Annotated in this window: 21 protein-coding genes; 2 read left to right on the forward strand and 19 right to left on the reverse strand. The window is 47.8% G+C overall.

The window, feature by feature from the left end; translation table 11 throughout:
- Window positions 1-50: 50 nt before the first annotated feature.
- Entirely contained in the window at window positions 51-1,028 is a 978-nt protein-coding gene (locus tag AC58VC_RS11010; protein WP_497368791.1) for a Na/Pi cotransporter family protein, read from the forward strand.
- Here AC58VC_RS11010 and deoC read toward each other — a convergent pair.
- From deoC to prmA, 5 genes are all read right to left on the reverse strand, one after another.
- The gene (gene deoC, locus AC58VC_RS11015) at window positions 991-1,671 is read right to left on the reverse strand and encodes a deoxyribose-phosphate aldolase (RefSeq protein ID WP_497368792.1); all 681 of its coding nucleotides are present in this window, start codon (window positions 1,669-1,671) and stop codon (window positions 991-993) included. The genes AC58VC_RS11010 and deoC overlap by 38 nt on opposite strands.
- A gap of 124 nt (window positions 1,672-1,795) precedes the next feature.
- Entirely contained in the window at window positions 1,796-3,136 is a 1,341-nt protein-coding gene (gene mtaB / locus AC58VC_RS11020) for a tRNA (N(6)-L-threonylcarbamoyladenosine(37)-C(2))-methylthiotransferase MtaB (protein WP_497368793.1), read from the reverse strand.
- Between the two features lie 5 nt (window positions 3,137-3,141).
- Window positions 3,142-3,909 carry a 16S rRNA (uracil(1498)-N(3))-methyltransferase gene (locus AC58VC_RS11025; RefSeq protein WP_497369019.1) on the reverse strand — a complete coding sequence of 256 codons (768 nt, stop codon included), beginning with the start codon at window positions 3,907-3,909 and terminating at the stop codon, window positions 3,142-3,144.
- Between the two features lie 125 nt (window positions 3,910-4,034).
- The gene (locus tag AC58VC_RS11030) at window positions 4,035-4,706 is read right to left on the reverse strand and encodes a site-2 protease family protein (RefSeq protein ID WP_497368794.1); all 672 of its coding nucleotides are present in this window, start codon (window positions 4,704-4,706) and stop codon (window positions 4,035-4,037) included.
- Between the two features lie 10 nt (window positions 4,707-4,716).
- Window positions 4,717-5,691 (reverse strand): 50S ribosomal protein L11 methyltransferase, encoded by a 975-nt coding sequence (prmA, locus tag AC58VC_RS11035; RefSeq protein ID WP_497368795.1) that lies wholly within the window; start codon window positions 5,689-5,691, stop codon window positions 4,717-4,719.
- Window positions 5,692-5,928: 237 nt separating this feature from the next.
- On the opposite strand from prmA, the gene AC58VC_RS11040 reads away from it, so the two are divergent.
- Entirely contained in the window at window positions 5,929-6,735 is an 807-nt protein-coding gene (locus AC58VC_RS11040; RefSeq protein WP_497368796.1) for a glycerophosphodiester phosphodiesterase, read from the forward strand.
- A 72-nt stretch (window positions 6,736-6,807) separates the two neighbouring features.
- Here the strand turns inward: AC58VC_RS11040 and AC58VC_RS11045 are convergent, their stop codons facing one another.
- The 14 genes from AC58VC_RS11045 to lepA form a co-directional block, all read right to left on the reverse strand.
- On the reverse strand, window positions 6,808-7,083 hold the full coding sequence (locus AC58VC_RS11045) for a hypothetical protein (protein WP_145657014.1): 276 nt from the start codon (window positions 7,081-7,083) through the stop codon (window positions 6,808-6,810).
- 1 nt (window position 7,084) lies between these two features.
- Window positions 7,085-7,234, reverse strand: coding sequence for a YfhD family protein (locus AC58VC_RS11050; RefSeq protein ID WP_145657015.1), 150 nt, complete (start codon window positions 7,232-7,234; stop codon window positions 7,085-7,087).
- A gap of 78 nt (window positions 7,235-7,312) precedes the next feature.
- Entirely contained in the window at window positions 7,313-8,104 is a 792-nt protein-coding gene (locus AC58VC_RS11055; protein ID WP_497368797.1) for a hypothetical protein, read from the reverse strand.
- A 17-nt stretch (window positions 8,105-8,121) separates the two neighbouring features.
- Complete coding sequence (locus AC58VC_RS11060) at window positions 8,122-9,345, reverse strand: ABC transporter permease (protein WP_497368798.1); 1,224 nt, start codon at window positions 9,343-9,345, stop codon at window positions 8,122-8,124.
- Window positions 9,342-10,019 (reverse strand): ABC transporter ATP-binding protein, encoded by a 678-nt coding sequence (locus AC58VC_RS11065; RefSeq protein ID WP_497368799.1) that lies wholly within the window; start codon window positions 10,017-10,019, stop codon window positions 9,342-9,344. Before AC58VC_RS11065 ends, AC58VC_RS11060 begins: the two co-directional genes overlap by 4 nt.
- A gap of 83 nt (window positions 10,020-10,102) precedes the next feature.
- Window positions 10,103-11,833 carry an alkaline phosphatase gene (locus AC58VC_RS11070; protein WP_497368800.1) on the reverse strand — a complete coding sequence of 577 codons (1,731 nt, stop codon included), beginning with the start codon at window positions 11,831-11,833 and terminating at the stop codon, window positions 10,103-10,105.
- Between the two features lie 220 nt (window positions 11,834-12,053).
- The gene (gene dnaJ, locus AC58VC_RS11075; RefSeq protein WP_497368801.1) at window positions 12,054-13,172 is read right to left on the reverse strand and encodes a molecular chaperone DnaJ; all 1,119 of its coding nucleotides are present in this window, start codon (window positions 13,170-13,172) and stop codon (window positions 12,054-12,056) included.
- 108 nt (window positions 13,173-13,280) lie between these two features.
- Entirely contained in the window at window positions 13,281-15,128 is a 1,848-nt protein-coding gene (gene dnaK, locus AC58VC_RS11080) for a molecular chaperone DnaK (RefSeq protein ID WP_497368802.1), read from the reverse strand.
- A gap of 76 nt (window positions 15,129-15,204) precedes the next feature.
- On the reverse strand, window positions 15,205-15,780 hold the full coding sequence (gene grpE / locus AC58VC_RS11085) for a nucleotide exchange factor GrpE (RefSeq protein WP_497368803.1): 576 nt from the start codon (window positions 15,778-15,780) through the stop codon (window positions 15,205-15,207).
- A 60-nt stretch (window positions 15,781-15,840) separates the two neighbouring features.
- A complete protein-coding gene (locus AC58VC_RS11090) occupies window positions 15,841-17,382 on the reverse strand; it encodes a TCP-1/cpn60 chaperonin family protein (RefSeq protein WP_497368804.1) in 1,542 nt (513 codons plus the stop codon).
- Entirely contained in the window at window positions 17,379-18,407 is a 1,029-nt protein-coding gene (gene hrcA / locus AC58VC_RS11095; RefSeq protein ID WP_161406122.1) for a heat-inducible transcriptional repressor HrcA, read from the reverse strand. Before hrcA ends, AC58VC_RS11090 begins: the two co-directional genes overlap by 4 nt.
- 111 nt (window positions 18,408-18,518) lie before the next feature.
- Entirely contained in the window at window positions 18,519-18,992 is a 474-nt protein-coding gene (locus AC58VC_RS11100; RefSeq protein WP_497368805.1) for an N-acetyltransferase, read from the reverse strand.
- A 159-nt stretch (window positions 18,993-19,151) separates the two neighbouring features.
- Window positions 19,152-20,303, reverse strand: a complete 1,152-nt coding sequence (hemW, locus tag AC58VC_RS11105) for a radical SAM family heme chaperone HemW (RefSeq protein WP_497368806.1) — start codon at window positions 20,301-20,303, stop codon at window positions 19,152-19,154.
- 133 nt (window positions 20,304-20,436) lie between these two features.
- Window positions 20,437-22,251 carry a translation elongation factor 4 gene (gene lepA, locus AC58VC_RS11110; RefSeq protein WP_497368807.1) on the reverse strand — a complete coding sequence of 605 codons (1,815 nt, stop codon included), beginning with the start codon at window positions 22,249-22,251 and terminating at the stop codon, window positions 20,437-20,439.
- Window positions 22,252-22,277: the final 26 nt, after the last annotated feature.

Genomic DNA, 22,277 nt, shown 5'->3' on the forward strand with positions numbered 1-22,277 from the left:
GTTCATTTGCGAGGGAGAATGCTATGATGATGACTACCATTATCCTACCTGTGCTTGCAGGGTTAGTTTTATTTCTCTTCGGCATGAAGCTCATGGAAACATCGCTTCAAATGTGGGCAGGCCCCCGCCTCCAGCTCTGGCTGGAGCGGTTTACCCGAACACCGGTGCGCGGCCTCATCACCGGCACCGTGCTCACGGCGGCGCTGCAAAGCAGCACCGCCATTACGGTCATCGCCATCGGCCTTGTCGGCGCTGGCGTCTTGACCTTCCCGAGAACGCTCGGCGTCATTCTCGGCACGAACATCGGCACTTGCCTCACCACCGAGCTGATCGGACTCAGCCTCGGGGGGATCGGCGTGCCGATCCTGCTTGTGAGCGCCGCCATCTGGATGGCGAGCTGGTTGGCCGGTCCCTTGCCGCCATCAGCGGCGCGAGGGCAAGAACCAGTCGCCCCGGCCAGCTGGCGCGACTGGCTGCCCAGCGTCCGCTACGGATCGCTGGCGGTGGCGGGCTTCTCGCTCGTGCTGCTCGGCATCGAGATCATGCAAACGATCGGGCCTGCGCTGCAGTCCCGTGGGCTCTTCGCTTGGTTTGTCACAGAAGCTGAGCAAAGCTTGCTGTGGGGCATCATCGCCGGCGCAGCCGTCACTGCTCTGGTGCACAGCAGCGCAGCGGTTATCGCGATGGCTATGGGCCTCGCGGCGATTCAAGGCATCCCCGTCGAGCTGGGCATTGCCATCACAATCGGTGCCAACGTAGGCACCTGCGTGACGGCACTGATCGCCGGGTTGAGTTCCTCTCGCGCCGGGCGATACGTCGCCTGGTCGCATATCCTGCTCAACGTTGGAGGCGCGATCCTCTTTTACCCCTTCATCCATCAGCTTGTCAGCATTTCAGCCCTGCTGGCGGATGATGCTTCCTCACAAATTGCTCGCTCACAGACAATTTTCAATGTCGCCTGTTCACTGATCGCCTTACCCTTTTGTTATCTTAGTATGTGGAAGCGCCTTGAGTTCCGTTCACAATAGCTACGCCTGAGCTAGTGCCTAAGCGGGTTGCTCCAGCTTCAATCATCGCAACCGCCGCTTGCAAATCTCTAACGCCACCCGATGCTTTGACACCAATCGTATCCGATACGTTTGCGCGCATAAGACGTACATCTTCAACCGTCGCACCGCCTGGACCGAAGCCTGTCGATGTTTTTACAAAGTGAGCACCCGCTTCTTCTGAAAGCTTGCAAGCCGCTACCTTTTGTTCATCATTCAAAAAGCCTGTTTCCATAATTACTTTAACAATCGCTTTTCCTTTGACAGCATCTACAACTTGTTTAATGTCCGAACGTACAGCATCATATTGACCTTCAAGCAGCAAACCAATCGGAAGTACGGTATCGATTTCAGCCGCACCGTTCTCCACTGCTTTCGCAGCCTCAAATGCTTTCACTTCGCTCAAGCTTGCACCAAGCGGGAAGCCTACAACTGCTGCAACTTTCACGCCTGTTCCTTCCAACGCTTTGCTAGCTACGCCAACAAACTGAGAGTTCACGCATACGCTGAAAAACTGGTGCTGAGCTGCTTCTTCGCACAGTTTATGGATAGCCGCCGTGCTTGCGTCTGGTTTCAAAAGCGTATGGTCGATATATTTGGCAATTTCTTTCGCATTCAAAGTCATTAGATGCACCTCATAAATAATATTTTTTGTTCACTACCTGCTGCTAATAGAGAAAACCTCTATCGCGGTCATATCAGGATGAAAGACCGCGCTTAGAGGTAGATGTTATCGACTACAAATATGTCTACAGGTTTACAACGGATGCTGCTTCTAACACACGTACCAGTTGACCCTTACTTTCATTCACGCCTGCTTCCGTAACTTTCACACGGCAAACTTGGCCGATCATGTCTTCGGAACCTTGGAAAACAAGCTGCACATAGTTATCTGAGTAACCCATGTACAAGCCGCTATCTGGCGCACCTTTGTAAGTTCGTTCTGGAATTACTTCCAGTACTTGCCCTACAAACTGCTGCGCATAAGCAAGCTGCATTTTCTCAGAAAGATCGATCAATTCGTGAACACGTGTATTTTTGATTTCCTCTTCCACTTGATCTTCCATCCGCGCAGCAGGTGTACCTGTCCGCTTGGAATAAGGGAAGACGTGCATCTCAGAGAATTTCATACGTTCCATGAAAGCCACGCCATTCCGGAACATTTCCTCGGTTTCACCCGGGAAACCCACGATAACGTCCGTCGTAATGGCAACATCCGGCATAATTTCATGCAGGCGCTCAATTTTGCTGGCAAATTCAGCTGTCGTATATTTTCTGCGCATGCGCGCTAATACACGATCATCTCCTGCTTGCAACGGAATGTGCAGATGACGGCACATTTTGTCCGAGGATTTCAACACTTCAATGACTTCGTCTGTAATTTGGCTGGCTTCAATCGAAGAAATACGAATACGTTTCAAGCCTTCGACTTTGTCCAAATCCCACAATAGCTTAGCCAAGCTGTAATCCTCAATATCTTCGCCATAACCGCCGGTGTGAATACCCGTCAGGACAATTTCTTGATATCCGGCAGCCACTAACTGCTCCGCTTGTGCAATAACGCTCAGAGGGTCACGACTGCGCATTAGCCCGCGAGACCACGGAATGATACAAAACGTACAGAAGTTGTTGCAGCCCTCTTGAATTTTCAGAAAAGCTCTCGTCCGGTCGGCAAAATCAGGCACATCCAGTTCTTCGAACTGACGTGTTTTCATAATGTTGCGAACCGCATTAATCGGTTGACGATCCGTTTCAAATTGCTTCACAATCGGAATAATTTTCTCCCTGTCCTGTGTACCAATAACCATATCGACACCCGGGATCGCCATAATCTCAGCCGGAGAAGTTTGCGCATAACAGCCTGTTACGGCAACTATCGCCTCTGGATTGCGGCGAATCGCACGACGAATCATTTGGCGGCTCTTTTTATCCCCCGTATTCGTTACCGTACAGGTATTGATGACGTAAACGTCTGCCGTTTGCTCGAAATCAACCTGTTCGTATCCCTCATTTTTGAAAAGCTGCCAGATGGCTTCTGTATCATAGAAATTAACTTTACAACCTAATGTATGAAACGCTACCGTTGCCATAACGCTTATCCTCCCATCTCTCCGGTTTCATAGAAAAGACACGTAAGACCTACCATTGCAGCAGTCTCCGTGCGTAAAATACGAGCCCCTAGCGATACGGAACGGAAACCAGCCTCTTCGGCCTGCTTAATTTCTTGCTCCGTAAATCCGCCTTCCGGCCCTACTGCAATAACGACTTTGCTTCCTTGTCCCAATTTGCCCGCGGCCAGTGCTTCCTGGATAGCTGGCTTCAGTTGCTGCCCATCTTCTTTTTCATAACAGATCCACGCAGCATCCGCTTCTTTGGCTTGCTGCAGCAGCTGCTTCCACGAATAAACGGCTTCTACCTGCGGCACACGATTTCGATGTGCTTGCTCAGCGGCTTCTTTGGCAATCTTCTGCCAACGTTCTGTTCGCTTCGCTTCTTTCTTGGCATCGTACTGCACAATCGTACGCTCTGATATAAAAGGAAGAAACCGGGCTGCCCCGATCTCGGTCCCTTTTTGAATGATCGTTTCCATCTTATCGCCTTTGGGCAGGCTCTGAGCAATCCAGACCTGAACCGCCGATTCAGCGTTCATAGGCAGCTCCTTCACGATTTCCGCGGTCACTAGCCCTTTATCTAACTGAGAAATGCGTACGAGCACTTCGCGATCCAAGCCATTGCTGCAAATAACCTCGTCTCCGATATCTGCCCGCATCACGCGCATCAGATGATGTGCGTCGTCACCCTCAATGGTGACGGTCTGATTGTTAAGGTGGAACTGCACAGGCGGGAGAAAATAACGCTGCATAGTCAAAGCCTCTCTATCTTCGTTCATTTCCATGCAAATTGGATTCCTTAGTGAATCTTCCACTCACCATCATACCTGTTTTGAATCAGAAAAGCTACAAAGGGATGAAACTGGCAGCTAGGTAGCTACATCCCAAGAATAAACGCAATCGGCTTGGCGAATAGCTCGATAATATTATTCCCTAATCCTAAGTAAGGATCTAAGGTAACTTGGCGCAGCGGTCGAACGAATACAACAAGCAGGAAAATCACCGATGCCCACTGCTCAAACTTTTGCAAAGATTCCGTGTATCTCAAATCCACGAGATCTTGAATAATACGGTATCCGTCGAGCGGCGGAATTGGAATAAGGTTAAACAAGAACAATGTAAGGTTCGTGCTCACCATCAATTTTAAAAAGATTAGAACGGCACTGGCGCTTCCCGTTGACATGCCTTCGAGCCAGCCGTATTTCTGGAATAGCACAAAAACAAATAAACTGATAAATGCAAGAATCAAGTTACTTATCGGTCCTGCTGCTGTAACGATAATCCCCATTAAACGGGGGCTTTTGAAATTTCCGCGGTTGACAGGCACTGGCTTCGCCCACCCGAACCCGGCAATAAGCAGCATAATGGTCCCGAAGAGATCTAAGTGAACCATCGGATTCAAGGAAACCCTGCCGAATTGATAAGCCGTTGAGTCTCCTAACTTATAAGCGCTGTACGCATGTGCGAATTCATGAATCGTAAACGATAGCACGAGGACCAGAATAACGAAAGGCAGCGTATTCCAGTCATAAAACAATAATCCTCCCATGGGTGAACACCTACAGCTTTCTAGCTACGATCACAACCCAATTCGAATCATAGTTTTTCTCTACAATTGTGAATTTGGCAGCAACCAGCGCTTTTTCGACGAGCTCTTCCTTAGCGGTAATAATACCGGACGTTATGTAATAGCCACCTTGCTGCAGAACTTCATAAACATCATCAACGAAAGTAACAATAACCTCTGCCAAAATGTTAGCGACAACCAGCTGCACAGGAATTGTGACGCCTAGCTTGTCAGCACCTTCTGTTTCGCTTTCTTTCAGGACGCCGAGCAAATCACTCAATTTCACCGTAATGTTAGTCTCGAGTCCATTCTGTCTCGTATTATCCTCAGCACTAGTAACCGCTACAGGATCTAGATCTACCGCAAGGACATGCTTAGCCCCAAGCTTTGCAGCTGCAACGGATAAAATTCCGGAGCCCGTTCCAACATCAATGACATCATCCCCTGGCTTGAGCACTTTCTCCAGCGTTTTCAAGCATAGTGATGTTGTCGCGTGTGTGCCTGTTCCGAAAGCCATACCGGGATCAAGCTCCAAAATCAGTTCACCAGGTGAAGCCGTGTACTCTTCCCATGTCGGTTTAATCGTTAGACGGTCCGTAATACGGATCGGTTTGAAATACTGCTTCCAAGCGTGCGCCCAATCCTCATCATCCACTTCTTTTAATTCATAAGTTGGATTGCCTGTATCAATGTCGTAATCGCTTAGCAGTTCGACCGAAGCCTTTAAATTCGCCATAACGGGCTCCATGTCTGTCCCATGGTAGAAGTAGCCTTTGATCACAGCTCTTCCTTCCGGAATATCATTGAAAGGCGTTTCGTAAAGCTGACCAAATGACGTATCCCGTTCTTTGTTTAATGTCCCTGATTCTTCAATAGAGACGCCCCCAGCGCCTAATTCATGAACAAAGTTCGTAATCATTTCTATTGCTTCTTCTGTCGTATGTACGGTTAATTCTTGCCAAAGCATCGGTAGAGCTCCTCCTATCGGTTATCACCTTCGCGAAAATAAGCCCATCAGGGCTATTTTCACAAGGATCATTGTACTACACTTCGCTTCTTGGGTAAAATAGCTGTAATGTAAGCGTTATATTTTTTATTTTCTTAATAATCTCCTAATAAATCCGTGGTACATTTAATAACAGGTGGACAGTAGTTATCAAATGGCCATTGCCGCACTTATACTATCCTAGAATGGAGTCTTTCCATGGTAAGAACTTTACTTATTTTTCTTATTATTGTTGGGTTGGAGCTCTCAGCACCTTTCGCTAGTGCCACCCTGCTGGCTGACAACTACAGCCAAGTGACCGCTCACCGCGGCAGTTCCAAGAAAACGCCTGAGAATACGCTGAGCGCCTTCCGTCAAGCCATTGCGGATAAAGCTGGATTCGCCGAACTAGATGTGCAAGAAACCATGGACGGAGTCGTTATGCTCATGCATGATGACAATGTTCAACGCACGACGGGAATTAACAAAAACATGTGGGAAGTGACCTCATCTGAGCTCAAAACCGTCAGCGCTGGCCGTTGGTTCAGTCCCAAATTTTATAGTGAACGCGTCCCCACCCTCGATGAAGTGATCGAGCTGGCAAAAGACCGGATTAAGCTGAATATAGAGTTGAAAAACAATGGGCACGGGGTACAACTGGCCGAGAAGACGGTTGAAATCATTGGCGCTCATGGGTTTGAGAAACAATGCACGGTGACATCCTTTGATGCCGGCTTACTTCACACCGTTAAGAAAATGAATCCTCATATTAAAACAGGGCTAATTATAAGCCAGAAATCAGAAACTTCCTCTCTCTGGGAAAATCAAGATTACGACGTTGTCTCTGCGGCATTCCCGCTAGTCAACGATGAATTCATGAAAGAAGCCGCTTCGCACGACAAAGAAGTTTACGTTTGGACGGTCAACGACAAAGCGGTGATGAAACGTATGCTGGCACTCGGTGTCACAAGCATTATTACAGACGCTCCAGATCAGCTCATTCGCTTGATGAACGTCCATAATTAACTTAACTTTTCCCAAAACTACAAAAGCATCTTTTACTCGCGTCATACACGGGTAACAGATGCTTTTGTTTGCTTATATGGAACCGCCGGCACTCTCAATAACACGGCAAGCTTGATCATAGACAGAGTCATCAATAACTGCAGCCAGGATGATATCTAGGCCTACTGACTTCATATCTCCGTCTACGCTTAGCATACTATCCGCCATCGCAGATTCAAAGCCGCGTCCAATATCATTATTGAACCGGTCCACTTGAACATCAGCAGCTCTGAGCGCTTTTAGCTTGGCTGCCGCACCTTCTGCTTGCTCAGGTGAATGAAAATAAGCAAGTATTGCTTTTTCCGCCATGTTAATTCTCTTCCTGTCTATGATCCGCGGCTTTCGCTCGTTCAGCAGCCTCGAAATCGTCCCTATCGGCAACCTCAGCCGCAAATTCTACATCCTCGTTTTTGGCAACTGGTAATTGACTATGCTTCTCTTGGTTTTGCTTCGCACTCATCGTTGAACCTCCTAAAAGCTATCATAGTAAAATCCAGTTTTTAGTTTGCCACAACGAATCTATATTATGCGAAGCAGGCTATTCCTTTATTTTTTCGAAATTGGCATCATAGAGCCGGAACATCGTCTTGTAGCCCGATTCATCCAGTTTCACGCCTACATCCAGCTTACCTGTAATAAGCAGAGGCCCCGACGTATATCGAAGTTTGACATCATCCGGTACAAATACGATCATGATTTTATTCCAGTAGGTTTCATCCCCGTTATCAAAAGGGCACTCTGCCCCTGGTTTGGGAATCAGCAGAAACCAATGCTTGTCAAAGGAAAGCACTTCACCCATAAAACCTTTGATTTGCACCGTTTTACCACTCATATCCCAGAAGCGATCCGAGGGTGTATCTTGCTTCTCATTGTCAAAAAACTGATCCCAGTTTATTTCGTTGGAAGCTGGCGGCGATGGCTTTACAGTTTTACTTGGTTCGGCTCCTGTAGGCTTCGGTTGCGGGCTGGACGATGGCGCAGCATCTGCTTTGACATTCGCAGCATCCGCTTGGGGAGGCGCGCTTTGCACAGCTTTAGGCGGCTCCGAGACTTTGGAAGATGGAAGCGGTGTAGCCTGCGTTTCTTTAACGATTGTTGTCGCTACTGCTTCTGTCGTGGGCTTTGGCGATGCGGACGGAACTGCTTTGTCCGGCGCAGCAGAAGAGGCTGGCTGTGAACTTACAGCTGGTGTAGGAGAAGGTACGGAGCTTTCAATCGTCGTCTGTTCTATACTTCCGAACGTTTGACCTGCCGTGTCTATTTTCTTTTGACCACATCCTGAAACGAGCAAGACGACAACCAAAACAATCGTGAATAGCATTTTTCTCATTTTTATCACCTCAGACTTCATGACTTAAATAATTGCAAGGGGTCTACACGATAAGCCTGCAGTGCCGGGCCAGCTGAAGCAAGAACGCCAATACCTAATGTTCCTGCGATTAACAGCCATTCTCCCTGCATGAACTGAAAGGATTTCAGCTGCAGACCTGTATATTCAAATACAACTTCGCGGCTCAAATAACCGCCAAAATGGCCAGCAAGCATACCGCAAACAAGACCAATCACCGTTAGCAATAGTCCTTCTCCGATCAGTGAAGTCCAGATGAATCCTTTGGATTTTCCAATTAAGCGCAGTAAAGCGACGTCTTTCTTCCGTTCATTCACAGCTGCAACAAGCGAAAGAAGGATGGTGCCTGCGGCAAGCAATATGCAGATTATCGTTACAACCGTTAGCGCCCCAGTTCCTTTGTCAATGACATTCACAACATCTGCTACCGCTTTACTTGTATAAATCGCCTGAACATTGTTCATTTGTCCGTATTTCGTTTTGATCGCTTGTGCACCCAGCAGCGTCTTTGGTTTAATTAGAATGGAGGTGACTTCCCGATGCTCAGCATCCTGCCCCTCATGCACAGCCCAAGCATAATCCAAGGTAGTAAAAACAGCTCTATCATCAGAAGTGAACAATGGCGGCAAGATGCCAACTACGGTATATGTAAAGTTGTGGTGATGCTCCTCTTCAGCCGACTCATCTTCGTGATCTTCGCCTTCTGCTTCCTCCAGCCCTTGAATCAAGCCATGTGCGCCTTGGAATTTATCTCCGACATGCAGGCCTAGCGAGCTCGCAATGTGCGACCCAACAATGGTTTCGCCAAGCTTCCCATACATTTTTCCTTCAGCCATCTGCTTCTCTGTTCCATAGCGGGAAGCAAAATAGCCAGGTTCGATCCCTACGATAGGAAATCCGTTATAGTTATCCCCCGTTGTCATCGCGTATGCGCGATCAACAGATTCATCCTTTTGAAGTTCACCAACAAGTGTATAGGGAACATTTCCAATAGGAGCGCCTACATGATAATAGGTGTTCAAAGCAAGCTGCGACGCGCTGCCTTTGGCGCCGATCGTTACCTCGAAGGGACCATAGCCCTTTTCAGCTCCCTGCTCCAGCCCTTCGCTGCAAAGCAGCAAAAAGACGACCAAAGCCGCCGTAATCGTCACCGATAAAATGGTAAGCAGTGAAAGTGTTTTACGGTGAAGCATGTTTCTCCAGACTAAAGACACTAATCTCATACGGCACTTCTCCTTGATACCTCATTAATCTCACCAATATGCACACGTCTCGGGTACATTTCCGCCAAATGCAAATCATGCGTAACGGTAACGAGTGTGAGTTTCTCTGTCCCACATATGTCCAGCAGCAATGACATGACTTCGCCTGCCGTTTCCCAATCTAAGCTGCCTGTAGGCTCATCGGCGAGCACAAGCTGCGGTTTCGTCAGGATAGCACGAATGATGGCGGCTCTTTGCTGCTGCCCCCTCGACAGCTCATAAGGCATATGATACTGGCGATCCTTCAAGCCGACTCTTTCGAACCAGTCATCAAGCTGGTCTTTTGTCTGCTTTTTCGTCCAGGTATGCGGGACAATGAGCTCCACGTTTTGTCTGGCGGTCAAAGATGAAATCAAGTGAAAATCCTGAAAAATGTAACCGACATGCTCCGCACGGAAACGGTCTCTTTTGCTTTGTGAAAATGTATGGAGTGGTAAACCGTTCACACGTATTTCACCTTCGTCAGGAATCATGACGCCGCTGAGCAAGTGCAGGAGGGTGCTTTTTCCGCTACCACTTGGGCCGAGCAAAGCAATTCGTTCTCCTTGTTCAATGCTCCACGAAGGAACGCTTAATATGTTCAGCTTTTGGCCATGCATCGTGAATGACTTTGAAATATTGTTCAACTCAATCATAGCTGTCCTCCAAATTCATAGGTCAAAGATAGGAAAAGAGGACAAGGGAAGCGTGATCCCCTGTCCTTTCTTTGCCTTGGCTTTTAGTTTTTCACGATGCGCTCGTTGATTGAATCCCATGTCATTGTTTTGCCAGTCAGCTTATTGAAAGCTTCCAGCGGCAGGTATAGTTTGCCATTGTCTACATTGCCAACAAGTGTGCTTGCACTGCCATTTTCCGTAATAGCACCAGTTTCAACAAGTACGGACAACTTTTGGCTGTCTTTGGAAAGCGTAACGGACTTCGTCGCTTCATCCCAAACAACTTGAATGTCTAATGCTTCAGCAAGTGATTTCGCTGTGAATAATGTTTTATTATCGCGAGTCACTTTGAACAGCGGGTACAAGTACTTATCTTGCAGTTCTGTTGTTGCAGCAGCTAGGTCAGCGCCAATTACTTTAGCACCGCTTTTTGCGATATCCGTATTATCGATGTCGCCTTTAACCAAAGAAGCGATCGGTCCGTAAGCCCATACACCAACGTCTACGCCAGTATGTCCATGTCCCGTCCAGCCAATAGCCAAACGTTTGGATACTACAGCGTTGTAACCGCCAGCGCGTCCATAGGAAGATCCGTCACCTTTCAAAATCAAGGCAATTTCCTCGTCTGACAAGTCTGTGAAACCAACGTTTTCAGCAACGATTTTACGAACGTCATCAGCTGTTTGAGCTGTTTTCAAAATTGCATCCAAATACTCATATGAGTGCTTTTGCTTATTAAACAAATCTACGTTCAATTCGTACACATTGTTAATCCCCAAGGATAATCCACCTGTTTCATGGTCAGCCGAGACAACAACGGAAGTATTTCCATCTTTTTTCGCGAAATCGACTAATGTTTTGAAAGTTGCATCCAGCTCCAGCATCTCTTGAATGTTGGATGGTAGATCGTTAGCGTGGCCCGCGTGATCGATACGTCCTTGTTCAACCAATAGCACGAAACCATCTTTATTTTGGGACAAGATATCAAGTGCTTTTTGCGTCATTTGCGGCAAGCTTGGGATGCTCGCATCGCGATCCAGCACATATGGGATTTCATTCATTGCGAAAAGTCCAAGCGCATGGTCAGCTGTAGCTGGAATAGCATCTAAGCCAGCTTTATCAAACGCTGTTGTGAAGCCTTTTGCTTCATAATCAGGAATGATATTTTTGTCAGAACGCTTTCCTTTATCATCTTTTGTTACAAAATTCGTTTTACCGCCGCCGAAAATAACGTTAACTCCGCTAGCTAAGTATTGCGTAGCAATTGCGTTTTGGTTGCCGCGTTGGCGAACGTGGGATGCCCATACCGCAGGTGTTGCTCCAGTAATATTGTCTGTAGAAACAAGTCCAGTAGCCTTGCCTTGTTTCATTGCTGCTTCGATAATTGAAGCATAAGGTTTAGCAACATCGCCGTTAGATACGCTGATTGCATTATTGTAAGTTTTGTTACCTGTCGAGAAAGCAGTAGCAGCTGCAGCTGAGTCAGTTACAGCACCGGATTCTGTCGTGTATGGACCTGGTTGCGAGTATGTAGTTGCTTTACCAACATAGTATCCGCCATCGAGCTCTAAGCGGTCTTTATTTAGGAACTTTTTGGAGTAGTATCTTGCTGCTGTTACTTCAGCTGGACCCATTCCATCACCGATAAGTACAATCAAATTTTTGGATTGCGGTTGCTCCGCTGGTACGGTAGTCGGAGTCGTTTCAGCAGCTGATGCTACGCCTGCTACGTTTAAGGCCAGTAAGGAAATTGCTAGACCGGAACCCATGATTTGTTTCAAGCTTTTTTTCAAGGTGTATTCCCTCCAAATATATAATATCTCACGTGATCTAGCATAACTTTCATAGATTAAGTGGAAGTTATCCTAACGTATTCGCTATGTAAAAGATTCCATATACTGTTATCCGAATGTAAACAAGCAAACAAAAAACACTCCACTTGGCCTCTTCAACAGATCAATGATCTGTGAAAACGTCAAGGGAGTGCTTCAGTTCCTATAGGAAAATATCATTTTAATCGCCTAAGAAGGCTCTTTTCATACGTTCGAAAATCGATTGGCTCTGCTCATGCGTATGCTCACCGGTTTGCTTGCCGAATTGGCGCAGCAAATCCTTCTGATCATCACTCAAGCTCGTAGGCGTTACCACGATCACTTTCACGTGCTGATCACCTTGACCAAAGCCGCGCAGGTGGGGAACCCCTTTTCCTTTTAAGCGGAAATAGGTATCGGTTTGTGTGCCTGCCGGAATTTTGAGCTTCACTTTCTCTGTCAGCGTCGGGATTTCGATCTCATCGCCTAGTGCCGCTTGAATAAAGGTTAGTGGCACTTCGCAATAGACGTCATTGCCTTCACGCTCAAAGAACTCATGAGATTTCACACGGATAACAACGTAAAGATCGCCGGACGGGCCTCCACGAGTTCCGCCTTCTCCTTCGCCTGATACACGAAGTTGTGCGCCATCATCCACACCAGCTGGAATCTTGATGTGAATGGTGCGTTGTTTTTTCACTTTTCCTGCGCCATGGCAAGTTCCGCATTTTTCTTTGATGATTTTACCCGAGCCATTACACTGCGTACATACGCGGCGATTCACGATGCGGCCGAAGGCTGTATTTTGTACAACTTCCTGCTGACCGCTGCCGTGGCAGCCGCCACAAGTTTCTGGCTTCGTTCCCGGCTTCGCACCAGACCCGTTACATGTATCACAATTTTCTGTTCGCGGAATATGAATATCGGTTTCTTTACCGAAAATCGCTTCCTTAAACTCAATTGTCATCGTGTATTGCAAATCGTTTCCGCGCTGTGGCGCATTCGGGTTACGACGGTTTCCACCGCCGCCACCGCCAAAGAACATATCAAAAATATCGCCAAAGCCGCCACTGAAGTCTTGGCCGCCGCCCATCCCTTGGTTCGGATCAACGTGACCAAAACGGTCATATTGCGCTTTCTTCTGATCGTCGCTCAGCACATCATAAGCATCTTTTGCTTCTTTGAATTTATCTTCCGCATCAGCAGCTTTATTCACGTCAGGGTGATACTGACGCGCCATTTTACGGTAAGCCTTTTTGATGTCTTCTTGCGAAGCATCCTTGCCGACCCCAAGCACCTCATAATAATCACGTTTACTCATTGTTCCACTCCCATGTTCAAGACTACAAACGGAAAGTCAAAGCCACGGGGAGCCCCCTTGGCTTTGACTCATACGTTTCTACACATCCAGCATTACTATAGGATATGTTTATTTTTTTGGTTCGTCAACAACTTCGTAGTCTGCATCAACAACATTTTCTCTGCCTTTAGGAGCTTCGCCAGCGCCTCCGCCTGCTGCACCGTCATCTGGACCTTGCCCTGCGGAAGCTTGCTCATACAGCTTCACAGAAAGCTGTTGGATCACTTCTGTAAGCTCTGCAGTTGCTGCTTTGATTGCTTCAAGATCGTTGCCAGCTAGAGCAGCTGTTACTTTCTCTTTGGCAGCATTTGCTTTATCGATCTCGCTTTGGTCTACTTTGTCACCAAGATCTTTGATCGTTTTGTCAACGGAATATACAAGTTGGTCGGCTTCGTTACGAGCTTCTACCATCTCTTTACGAGCGCGATCTTCCTCAGCGTGTGCTTCCGCGTCTTTCACCATTTGTTCAACTTCCGCATCGCTCAAGCCGCTGGAAGAAGTGATCGTGATTTTTTGGCTTTTGCCAGTTCCTTTATCCAAAGCGGACACGTTTACGATACCATTCGCATCGATATCGAAGCTAACTTCGATTTGCGGAACGCCGCGTGGAGCCGGAGGAATATCACCAAGCATGAAACGGCCCAGTGTTTTGTTGCCGCTAGCCATGGAGCGCTCACCTTGAAGCACGTGAATCTCAACGCTAGTTTGGTTATCTGCATAAGTGGAGTACACTTGTGATTTCGTTGTAGGGATCGTCGTATTACGATCGATCATTTTTGTGAACACGCCGCCTGCTGTCTCGATACCAAGGGAAAGTGGTGTTACGTCAAGAAGAACAACGTCTTTTACTTCACCAGTCAAAACACCAGCTTGAACAGCTGCGCCTAGCGCAACAACTTCGTCCGGGTTAACGCCTTTGTGAGGCTCTTTACCTGTCAATTTTTTGATCGCTTCTACAACCGCAGGAATACGCGTGGATCCGCCGACAAGAACGACTTTGTCGATTTGGCTAGTGGAAAGCCCGGAATCTTGTAAAGCTTGGCGAGTTGGTCCAAGCGTTCTTTCTACCAAGTGTGCGGAAATCTCTTCGAATTTCGCGCGAGTAAGGTTTAACTCCAAATGCTGAGGCACGCCGTCAGCTACTGTAATGAACGGTAGGGAAACCGTTGTAGTTAATACGCCGGAAAGCTCTTTTTTCGCTTTTTCAGCAGCATCTTTCAAACGTTGAACAGCAGCTTTATCTTTGCTAAGATCAATGCCTTGCTCTTTTTTGAATTCAGCTACGAGGTAGTCAATGATGACTTGGTCAAAATCATCTCCACCTAGCTTGTTGTCACCGCTTGTTGCTTTAACTTCGAAGAAACCATCGCCGAGTTCAAGGATGGACACGTCAAACGTACCGCCACCAAGGTCATAAACAAGAATTGTTTGATCTTCTGTTTTCTCCAAACCATAAGCTAGTGCTGCAGCTGTTGGCTCATTGACGATACGAAGTACTTCAAGACCAGCGATTTTACCAGCATCTTTAGTAGCTTGACGTTGGCTGTCATTGAAATAAGCTGGAACCGTGATAACAGCTTGTGTTACCGTTTGGCCCAAGTAAGCTTCTGCATCAGCTTTCAGCTTTTGAAGAATAATAGCCGAAATTTCTTGTGGTGTGTAGTCTTTGCCATCGATGTGTTCTTTGTGGTTCGTACCGATGTGACGTTTGATGGAGCTGATTGTTTTGTCAGGGTTTGTGATCGCTTGACGTTTCGCTGTTTCACCAACTACGCGCTCGCCATCTTTCTTGAAACCTACAACGGACGGCGTCGTACGGTTACCTTCCGGGTTAGGAATTACGACGGCTTCTCCGCCTTCCATAACAGCTACGCAAGAATTTGTAGTACCTAAGTCAATACCAATAACTTTACTCATGTTAAAGCTTCCTCCTTTTGCTCCTACGGAGCATGTTGAATAGATTTAGATAGTTTAATTTTTAAAATAATGAGATCTACACGCTAACTTTCACCATGGCTGGTCGGATGACTTTGTCTTTAAGAATGTAGCCTTTTTGAAGCTCCTCAACTACAATGCCTTCCTCGTGCTCGTCAGATTCAACTTGCATAACAGCTTGGTGGAATTCCGGGTTGAACGGCTGACCAACGGCTTCGATCGGCTTCAGGCCTTCGGCTGTCAGCAGTTGATCCATTCCGCGGTACGTCATATCCAAACCTTTGGCCAACGCGTCGAAATCCTTCGTCTCTTTGCTTGACGCTAACGCGCGATCGAAGTTGTCTACAATCGGCAATAGCTGCTCAATCAATTTAAGTGAAGCATATTTAGCAAAATCTTCCTTCTCCGCTCTAGCGCGGCGGCGGAAGTTGTCGAAGTCCGCTTGAACGCGCAATAAACGTTGGTAGTTTTCTTCGGCTTGCACACGCGCCTTCTCTAGTTCACTTGCTTCCGCAGAAGCATCAGCTTGAGTGTCTTGAGCTGCTGCATCTTCCTCTTTATCAGCGGTTTGCTCGTTGTCGGCTGCGTATGTAGTGTTCACGTCTTGCTCATCTGTTTTGTTATCAGTACTCAATTGTCCTTCACCTCCTCAACATAATACAACAAAATTTCGTTATCGTCAGTTTGCCCAGCTTTACTCTTCTTCAAAAGGCTGCTTCATCTTAATAACTGTATGAATTCGCAGTACAGCAGCAGCAACCTCTCCTGCAGCCTGCAACGCGTGAATTTTCACATCTGCGGGGTCTACAATGCCGGCTTCGACGAAGTCCGTGACTTGACCGGTATCGCAATCGATGCCAAGGCTGTCAGTTTCCAGCGCGATCTGCGCCGCTTTCAGCTCCTCAACCTTCTCAAGCGGATTGTAACCCGCGTTGACAACGATCTGAGCCAGCGGCTTACGCAGTGCTCCCGCAACAGCAGCCACACCGAAGCCTTCCATGCCCTTCATCGTCTCGCGTACGCGCTCTAGGTCATGAGCGACCGCCATCTCCGCGGCGCCGCCTCCGGGCAAGTACCCGCCGCGCACGGCGGCTTGCACGGCCGACGCGGCGTCCTTGGCGATGCGCGAGCGCTCGTGCGCGGCTTCGCGCGTCGCTGCGCCGACGATCACGGTCACGTGCTGCTCACCGTGACCACCCGCTACGCGCACGCGCCCCAGGCGCTCGTCGTACGCGGCGTAGCCCGCGCGGCCTAGCGCCGCGTCAAGCTCGGGCGCGCTCTTGCGCAGCGCCGTGCGACGCACCGGCCGAGCACCGGTGTGCTCGCTGAGGTGCTGCAAGTCCCTGCGGGACAAGCGCTGCAGCACGATAATGCCATGGTCGGAGCAGAACTGCTCCGCCTCGGGGTCAACCCCTCGGTCGGATGCGATGAGTCCGACCCCGAGCTCCAGCAGCGACGCAAGGTTGCTGCGGAAGATCTCTCTCAGCTGCATGTAGCGCTGGAAGCCTGCCTCGGTGACCAGCGATTCCTCGCTGACCGCCTCAGGCTCCAAGGCATCATGCAGGACAAGAATGCGGGCATCTCGGCGCTCTTGGTCGAGATGCAGGTTCATCGGCTTCTGGTTCAGCAGAATGCCGGTCCAGACCTCGCTGCTCGCCTCTTCATGGGCGATCACGCTGTCCGCGAAGCGATAGCCGTCTTCGCGAAGCTTCGCCTCGCCGACCGCTTCGGCGGCTTGAACGATGAGCCTCGCGATATCGGTCTGCTCTCGGCCTGCTGTGATCGCGATGCGCTTCAGCGCAGCATCGCCTAGTCCCGTAATCGCGCGGCTTCGGCGCTCTAGGCTCTCTACCGCCAGCTCGATGCCTTGCAGCATCCCGCTGACGACCTTCGCGACCGGTACGCCGCGCGTTACTTGCGCGACACCTTCCTGTACCAGCGCACCGGCAAGGACTGTCGCTGTCGTCGTTCCGTCGCCAATCTGCCTTTGCTGGCTGCGCGCAACCTGAATCATCAATCTGGCAGCGGGATGGGAGACGTCCATTTTTTCTAAAATGGTGACCCCATCGTTTGTGATAATTACTTCACCCTGCCCGCCAACCAGCATAGTGTCAAGTCCCTTAGGACCCAGTGTGCCCTCAACCGCAGAACAAATAGCCCTAACAGCTGATGCATTATTAACTAATGTCGAGTAACGCTCTTCGCTCTCGCTGTGTCCCGTCTTGATACCGCTCATTTGCCGTACCAACGTCCCAGCACGTCTTCCATTTGCTTCGATAAATGATTCATTAGACTAATAACCCTGCCGTATTCCATTCGCGTTGGCCCCAAGATGCCTATTGTACCTAGCGGCTGACCGCCAATCGAATAGGAGGCCGTTATTAAACTGCAATTATTAATGGCTTCAATACTATTTTCAGCACCGATTTTGATCTCCATGCCTTCATTTGACGGAGTAAACAACTTGATAAGAGTAGGTGCTTCTTCCAATAAATCAAAAATGCTTTTAACCTTCTCAACATCTTTGAACTCAGGCTGTGTCAGCATATTGGTCATACCGCTAAGAAACACGCGATCCTTCTCATCACTTTGAAGCACACTTTCCACAACCGAAAGCAGCTCCTGATAGCCATTCACGTATTTGCCCAACTCACTAGCAACTTCATTATATAGTCGGGATTTAAACTGAATTAGCGGTACATTCTGCAATTTGGCATTCAGAATATTGACAACCTTCTCGATGTCGGACATCCGAATTCCTTCAGGAATCGTAATCGTTTTGTTCTCCACATGGCCTGTATTCATGACAATGATGGCGACAGCGGTCGTCTCTGTAAGAGGGATGATCTGCAAATGCTTCAGCGTAGTACTGAATACCTCCGGCCCAAGCACAATCGACGTATAATTCGTCAGAGAGGACAGCACTCCAGCGACATGCTGGATGACGCCTTCCATCTCTTGAATGCGCTGCGCAAAGGTACCCTTCATTGAATTCAAATCATTCTCATGCAAAGTTCCATGCTGGAGCAAATGATCGACATAGTAACGATAACCTTTGTGTGAGGGTATACGGCCTGCGGACGTATGGGGCTGTTCCAAGTAACCCATCTCTTCGAGATCGGACATTTCGTTACGAATCGTAGCCGGACTAAAACCGACATTGCCTCGTTTTGAAATACTTCTTGAACCAATTGGCTCTGCTGAACGAACATAATCATCTATGATAGCACTTAAAATCATGCGTTGCCGATCCGTCAACATCAAGTACCCCTCCTCTTCACAATCGCTCTATGATCACTTTCGTTAGCACTCGTATTTAGTGAGTGCTAAATCCTAATACAAAAATAACAGACCCTAAGGTCTGTTGTCAAGTCAATCCAATCGTTTGAGTACGGCGATTTCATCGCAGCAATACTGTTTTTTGCAATGCATACAATCTTTCCAAACCTTCTCCGGAAAAATCTCTTTTGGTACCAGTGTAAAACCATTTTTCTGGAAAAAAGCAACTTCATACGTTAAGGCCATTACTTTCACAATGCCTTGGCTTCTTGCTTCTTCAACCAAGAAATCGACCAGTTTGCCGCCAATTCCTTGTCCTTTGAAACCTGGGGTCATGCCTAGTGAGCGAATCTCAACAAGATCTGGCCCAAGCCTTGTAAGAGAGCCGCAGCCGATTAACGTACCGTCGTGCTCAGCAACGACGAAGGAGTCAATTTGCTCCTCCAACATTTCTCTGGTACGCGGCAACATAATGCCCTGCTTCGCATAGCCTTGTATAATTTCATAAAGCTTCTCGATATCGATTATCGACGCTTTCCTAACGGACACTGTAGTTGATGAATTCACTGTCATCCCACCATTCGCAACAAAAATGCACAAAACCCACGCTAGCGTCATCACAGCCAAACCGCTGAAACGCTTGTGGATTCATGTATAAATATACAACATACCGTATATTTGCACAAGGGATTTTTTGCCCTGCTCAGGGTAACGCCTTAGAGTGACCTAAGTCAAGAATGAGGCAAACACTTCGTTGCCCAGCAGTATGCCATGTTTAGACAGTCGATACCCGTCAGGCGTTTGTTCCAGCAATTTTTTCTGTTCCCAGCCTTTAATTGTTTCTCCGAAGTGCGCTTCGATCGTCTCTCCAAACTGTTCTTGGAAATCGACATTCCGAACACCTTCCAATAGACGCAGGCCGACCATCATGAAATCTTCCATAGCTTCTTGCCGCGTCACTTCAAATTGCTCCGTGATTGGCAAGCCTACCTTTGTGGCATCGATGTAAGGCTGAATCCCTTTTACATTAACATGACGCTGTCTATTCATATACCCATGCGCGCCTGCGCCAAGTCCATAATAAGAGCGATTACGCCAATACATCGTATTGTGTCTGCTTTCTCGCCCTGGCTTCGCAAAGTTACTAATCTCATATTGCTTGTATCCCGCTGCTTCCAAACGCTTCATGATGAGCTCATACATATCGACTTCTTCATCTTCACTTGGCAGCGGCAGCTGATTTTTGTTAAACAACGTATGAAACAATGTGTTTTCTTCCACTTTTAAACTGTAAATGGAATAATGCTGAAGATCGAGCGATAGGGCTTCATCCAAAGTCGCTTGCATGATCTCAACGGTCTGTTTGGGCAAGCCAAACATTAAATCGATGGACAAATTGTTAAAACCAAGCTTTTTGGCATTCTCGATGCTTCTATGCACATCATCTGTATTATGAATGCGGCCAATCGCCGCAAGCAGGTCGTTATTAAAAGATTGCACGCCAAAGCTTATACGGTTGACGCCGCCTTCTTTCATAACTGCAAGCTTATCTTCATCCGTCGTCCCCGGGTTGGCTTCCATCGAAAACTCGACTTCTGCCGCGTCAGCCGGAAAATAGGTACGGACCATTCGCAAGAAACGTTCCATTTGATCAGGAAGCAAAACGGTCGGTGTTCCTCCGCCCACGAAGATTGTTTCCACTTTAGCTGGCGGATTATTCTTTACGGTAAGCTCCATTTCGCGTTCCAGCGCATCCAAATATTCCATAACAGGCTGGCCTTTGAGCACATAGGAGTTAAAATCGCAATAATGACATTTATTTGTGCAAAACGGGATATGAATGTACACAGCAGTTGGAGCTGCATAAGAAACTAACATAGGGGTATTTCCTTTCTATCCTGGACAGCCGATTGCGTCGTCCTTATGGACGGGCGCGTTTGTCAAGGTTATCAACTGATAAGAAGCCAAGGGGCAGAGTACTCTGCCACCCCAGCTTCTTATTCATTGCAAACTATTCGTCTATTTTGAGTACAGCCATGAATGCTTCTTGCGGCACCTCAACGCTGCCGACCTGCTTCATGCGCTTTTTACCTTCTTTTTGCTTATCGAGCAATTTCCGTTTACGCGAAATGTCACCGCCGTAACACTTGGCAAGAACGTTTTTACGCATCGCTTTAACGGTTTCACGGGCTACGATCTTTTGTCCGATAGCTGCTTGAATCGGCACTTCGAACATTTGGCGAGGAATCAAATCCTTCAATTTGTCACAAATGATTTTGCCGCGGTGATAGGCGGTATCACGGTGAACAATGAAGGAGAGTGCATCGACCTGCTCGGAATTGAGCAAAATGTCCATTTTCACGAGGCTCGACTTCTTATATCCGGATAACTCGTAATCAAAGGACGCGTAACCTTTGGTTCTGGACTTCAACATATCGAAGAAGTCATAAACGATTTCGGACAATGGAATGTCGTAAGTCAATGTGACACGATTGGTATCCAAATACTCCATGTTCAAATATTCGCCGCGTTTGCCTTGGCACAGCTCCATGATGGTACCTACATAATCATTCGGTACAATAACAGAAGCTTTCACATAAGGTTCTTCAACGAAATCGATACGCTGCGGATCTGGATAATTCGATGGATTATCAATGTCCATCACATCGCCATTCGTTAACGTAATACGATAGATAACGCTTGGCGCCGTCGTAATGAGCGGAATGTTGAACTCACGTTCAATACGTTCCTGAATGATCTCCATGTGCAGAAGTCCCAAGAATCCACAGCGGAAGCCGAATCCTAACGCAGTCGATGTTTCAGGTTCGAAGCGAAGCGATGCATCATTGAGTTCCAATTTCTGCAGAGCTTCACGCAAATCATTGTAATCCGTTGTTTCAATCGGATACAGTCCGCAGAATACCATCGGGTTGATCCGTCGGTAGCCTGGCAGCGCTTCTGGTGCTTGGCGATCCGCTTCGGTTACTGTGTCCCCGACACGCGTATCTCCTACATTTTTGATACCGGCTACGATAAATCCAACATCTCCGACTTCGAGCGATGGAACCGAGGCCATTCTCGGTTTGAAAGCTCCAACCTCAATGACTTCGAAGACTTTGTTAGTTGCCATCATCTTGATTTTGGAGCCTGCCTTGATCGAACCATCCACTACACGCACATACACGATAACTCCTTTGTAAGCGTCATAGTGGGAGTCGAAAATCAATGCTTTGAGCGGATTGTCTGGATTGCCCTGCGGAGCCGGCACCTTTTGACAAACTTGCTCGATGATTTCCTTGATTCCAATGCCCGCTTTCGCTGAAGCGTGCACAGCCTCACTGGCATCGAGTCCGATCACGTCCTCAATTTCCTTTTTCACTTTATCCGGATCAGCGCTTGGCAAATCGATTTTATTAATAACAGGTAATATTTCTAAGTTATTTTCCAGGGCCAGATACACGTTAGCCAGCGTTTGGGCTTCAATACCCTGCGCAGCATCAACTACCAACAAAGCCCCTTCGCAAGCCGCAAGGCTTCGGGAAACTTCATAAGTAAAGTCGACGTGTCCTGGTGTATCAATCAGATTGAGGATATAATCTATCCCGTCATCCGCACGGTAACTTAGCCTTACCGCCTGCAGCTTGATTGTAATCCCGCGTTCCCGCTCCAGATCCATTTGGTCAAGTACCTGCTCCTGCATCTCACGGGAGGACAGAGCACCTGTATATTCCAAGATGCGGTCAGCAAGTGTTGATTTGCCGTGATCGATATGAGCGATGATAGAAAAGTTTCGAATTCTTGATTGTCTTTCGCGAATGTCAGTCATGCTAACGTAATAACCCCCACAACATG

The sequence above is a fragment of the Paenibacillus sp. J22R67 genome, from assembly GCF_059692175.1.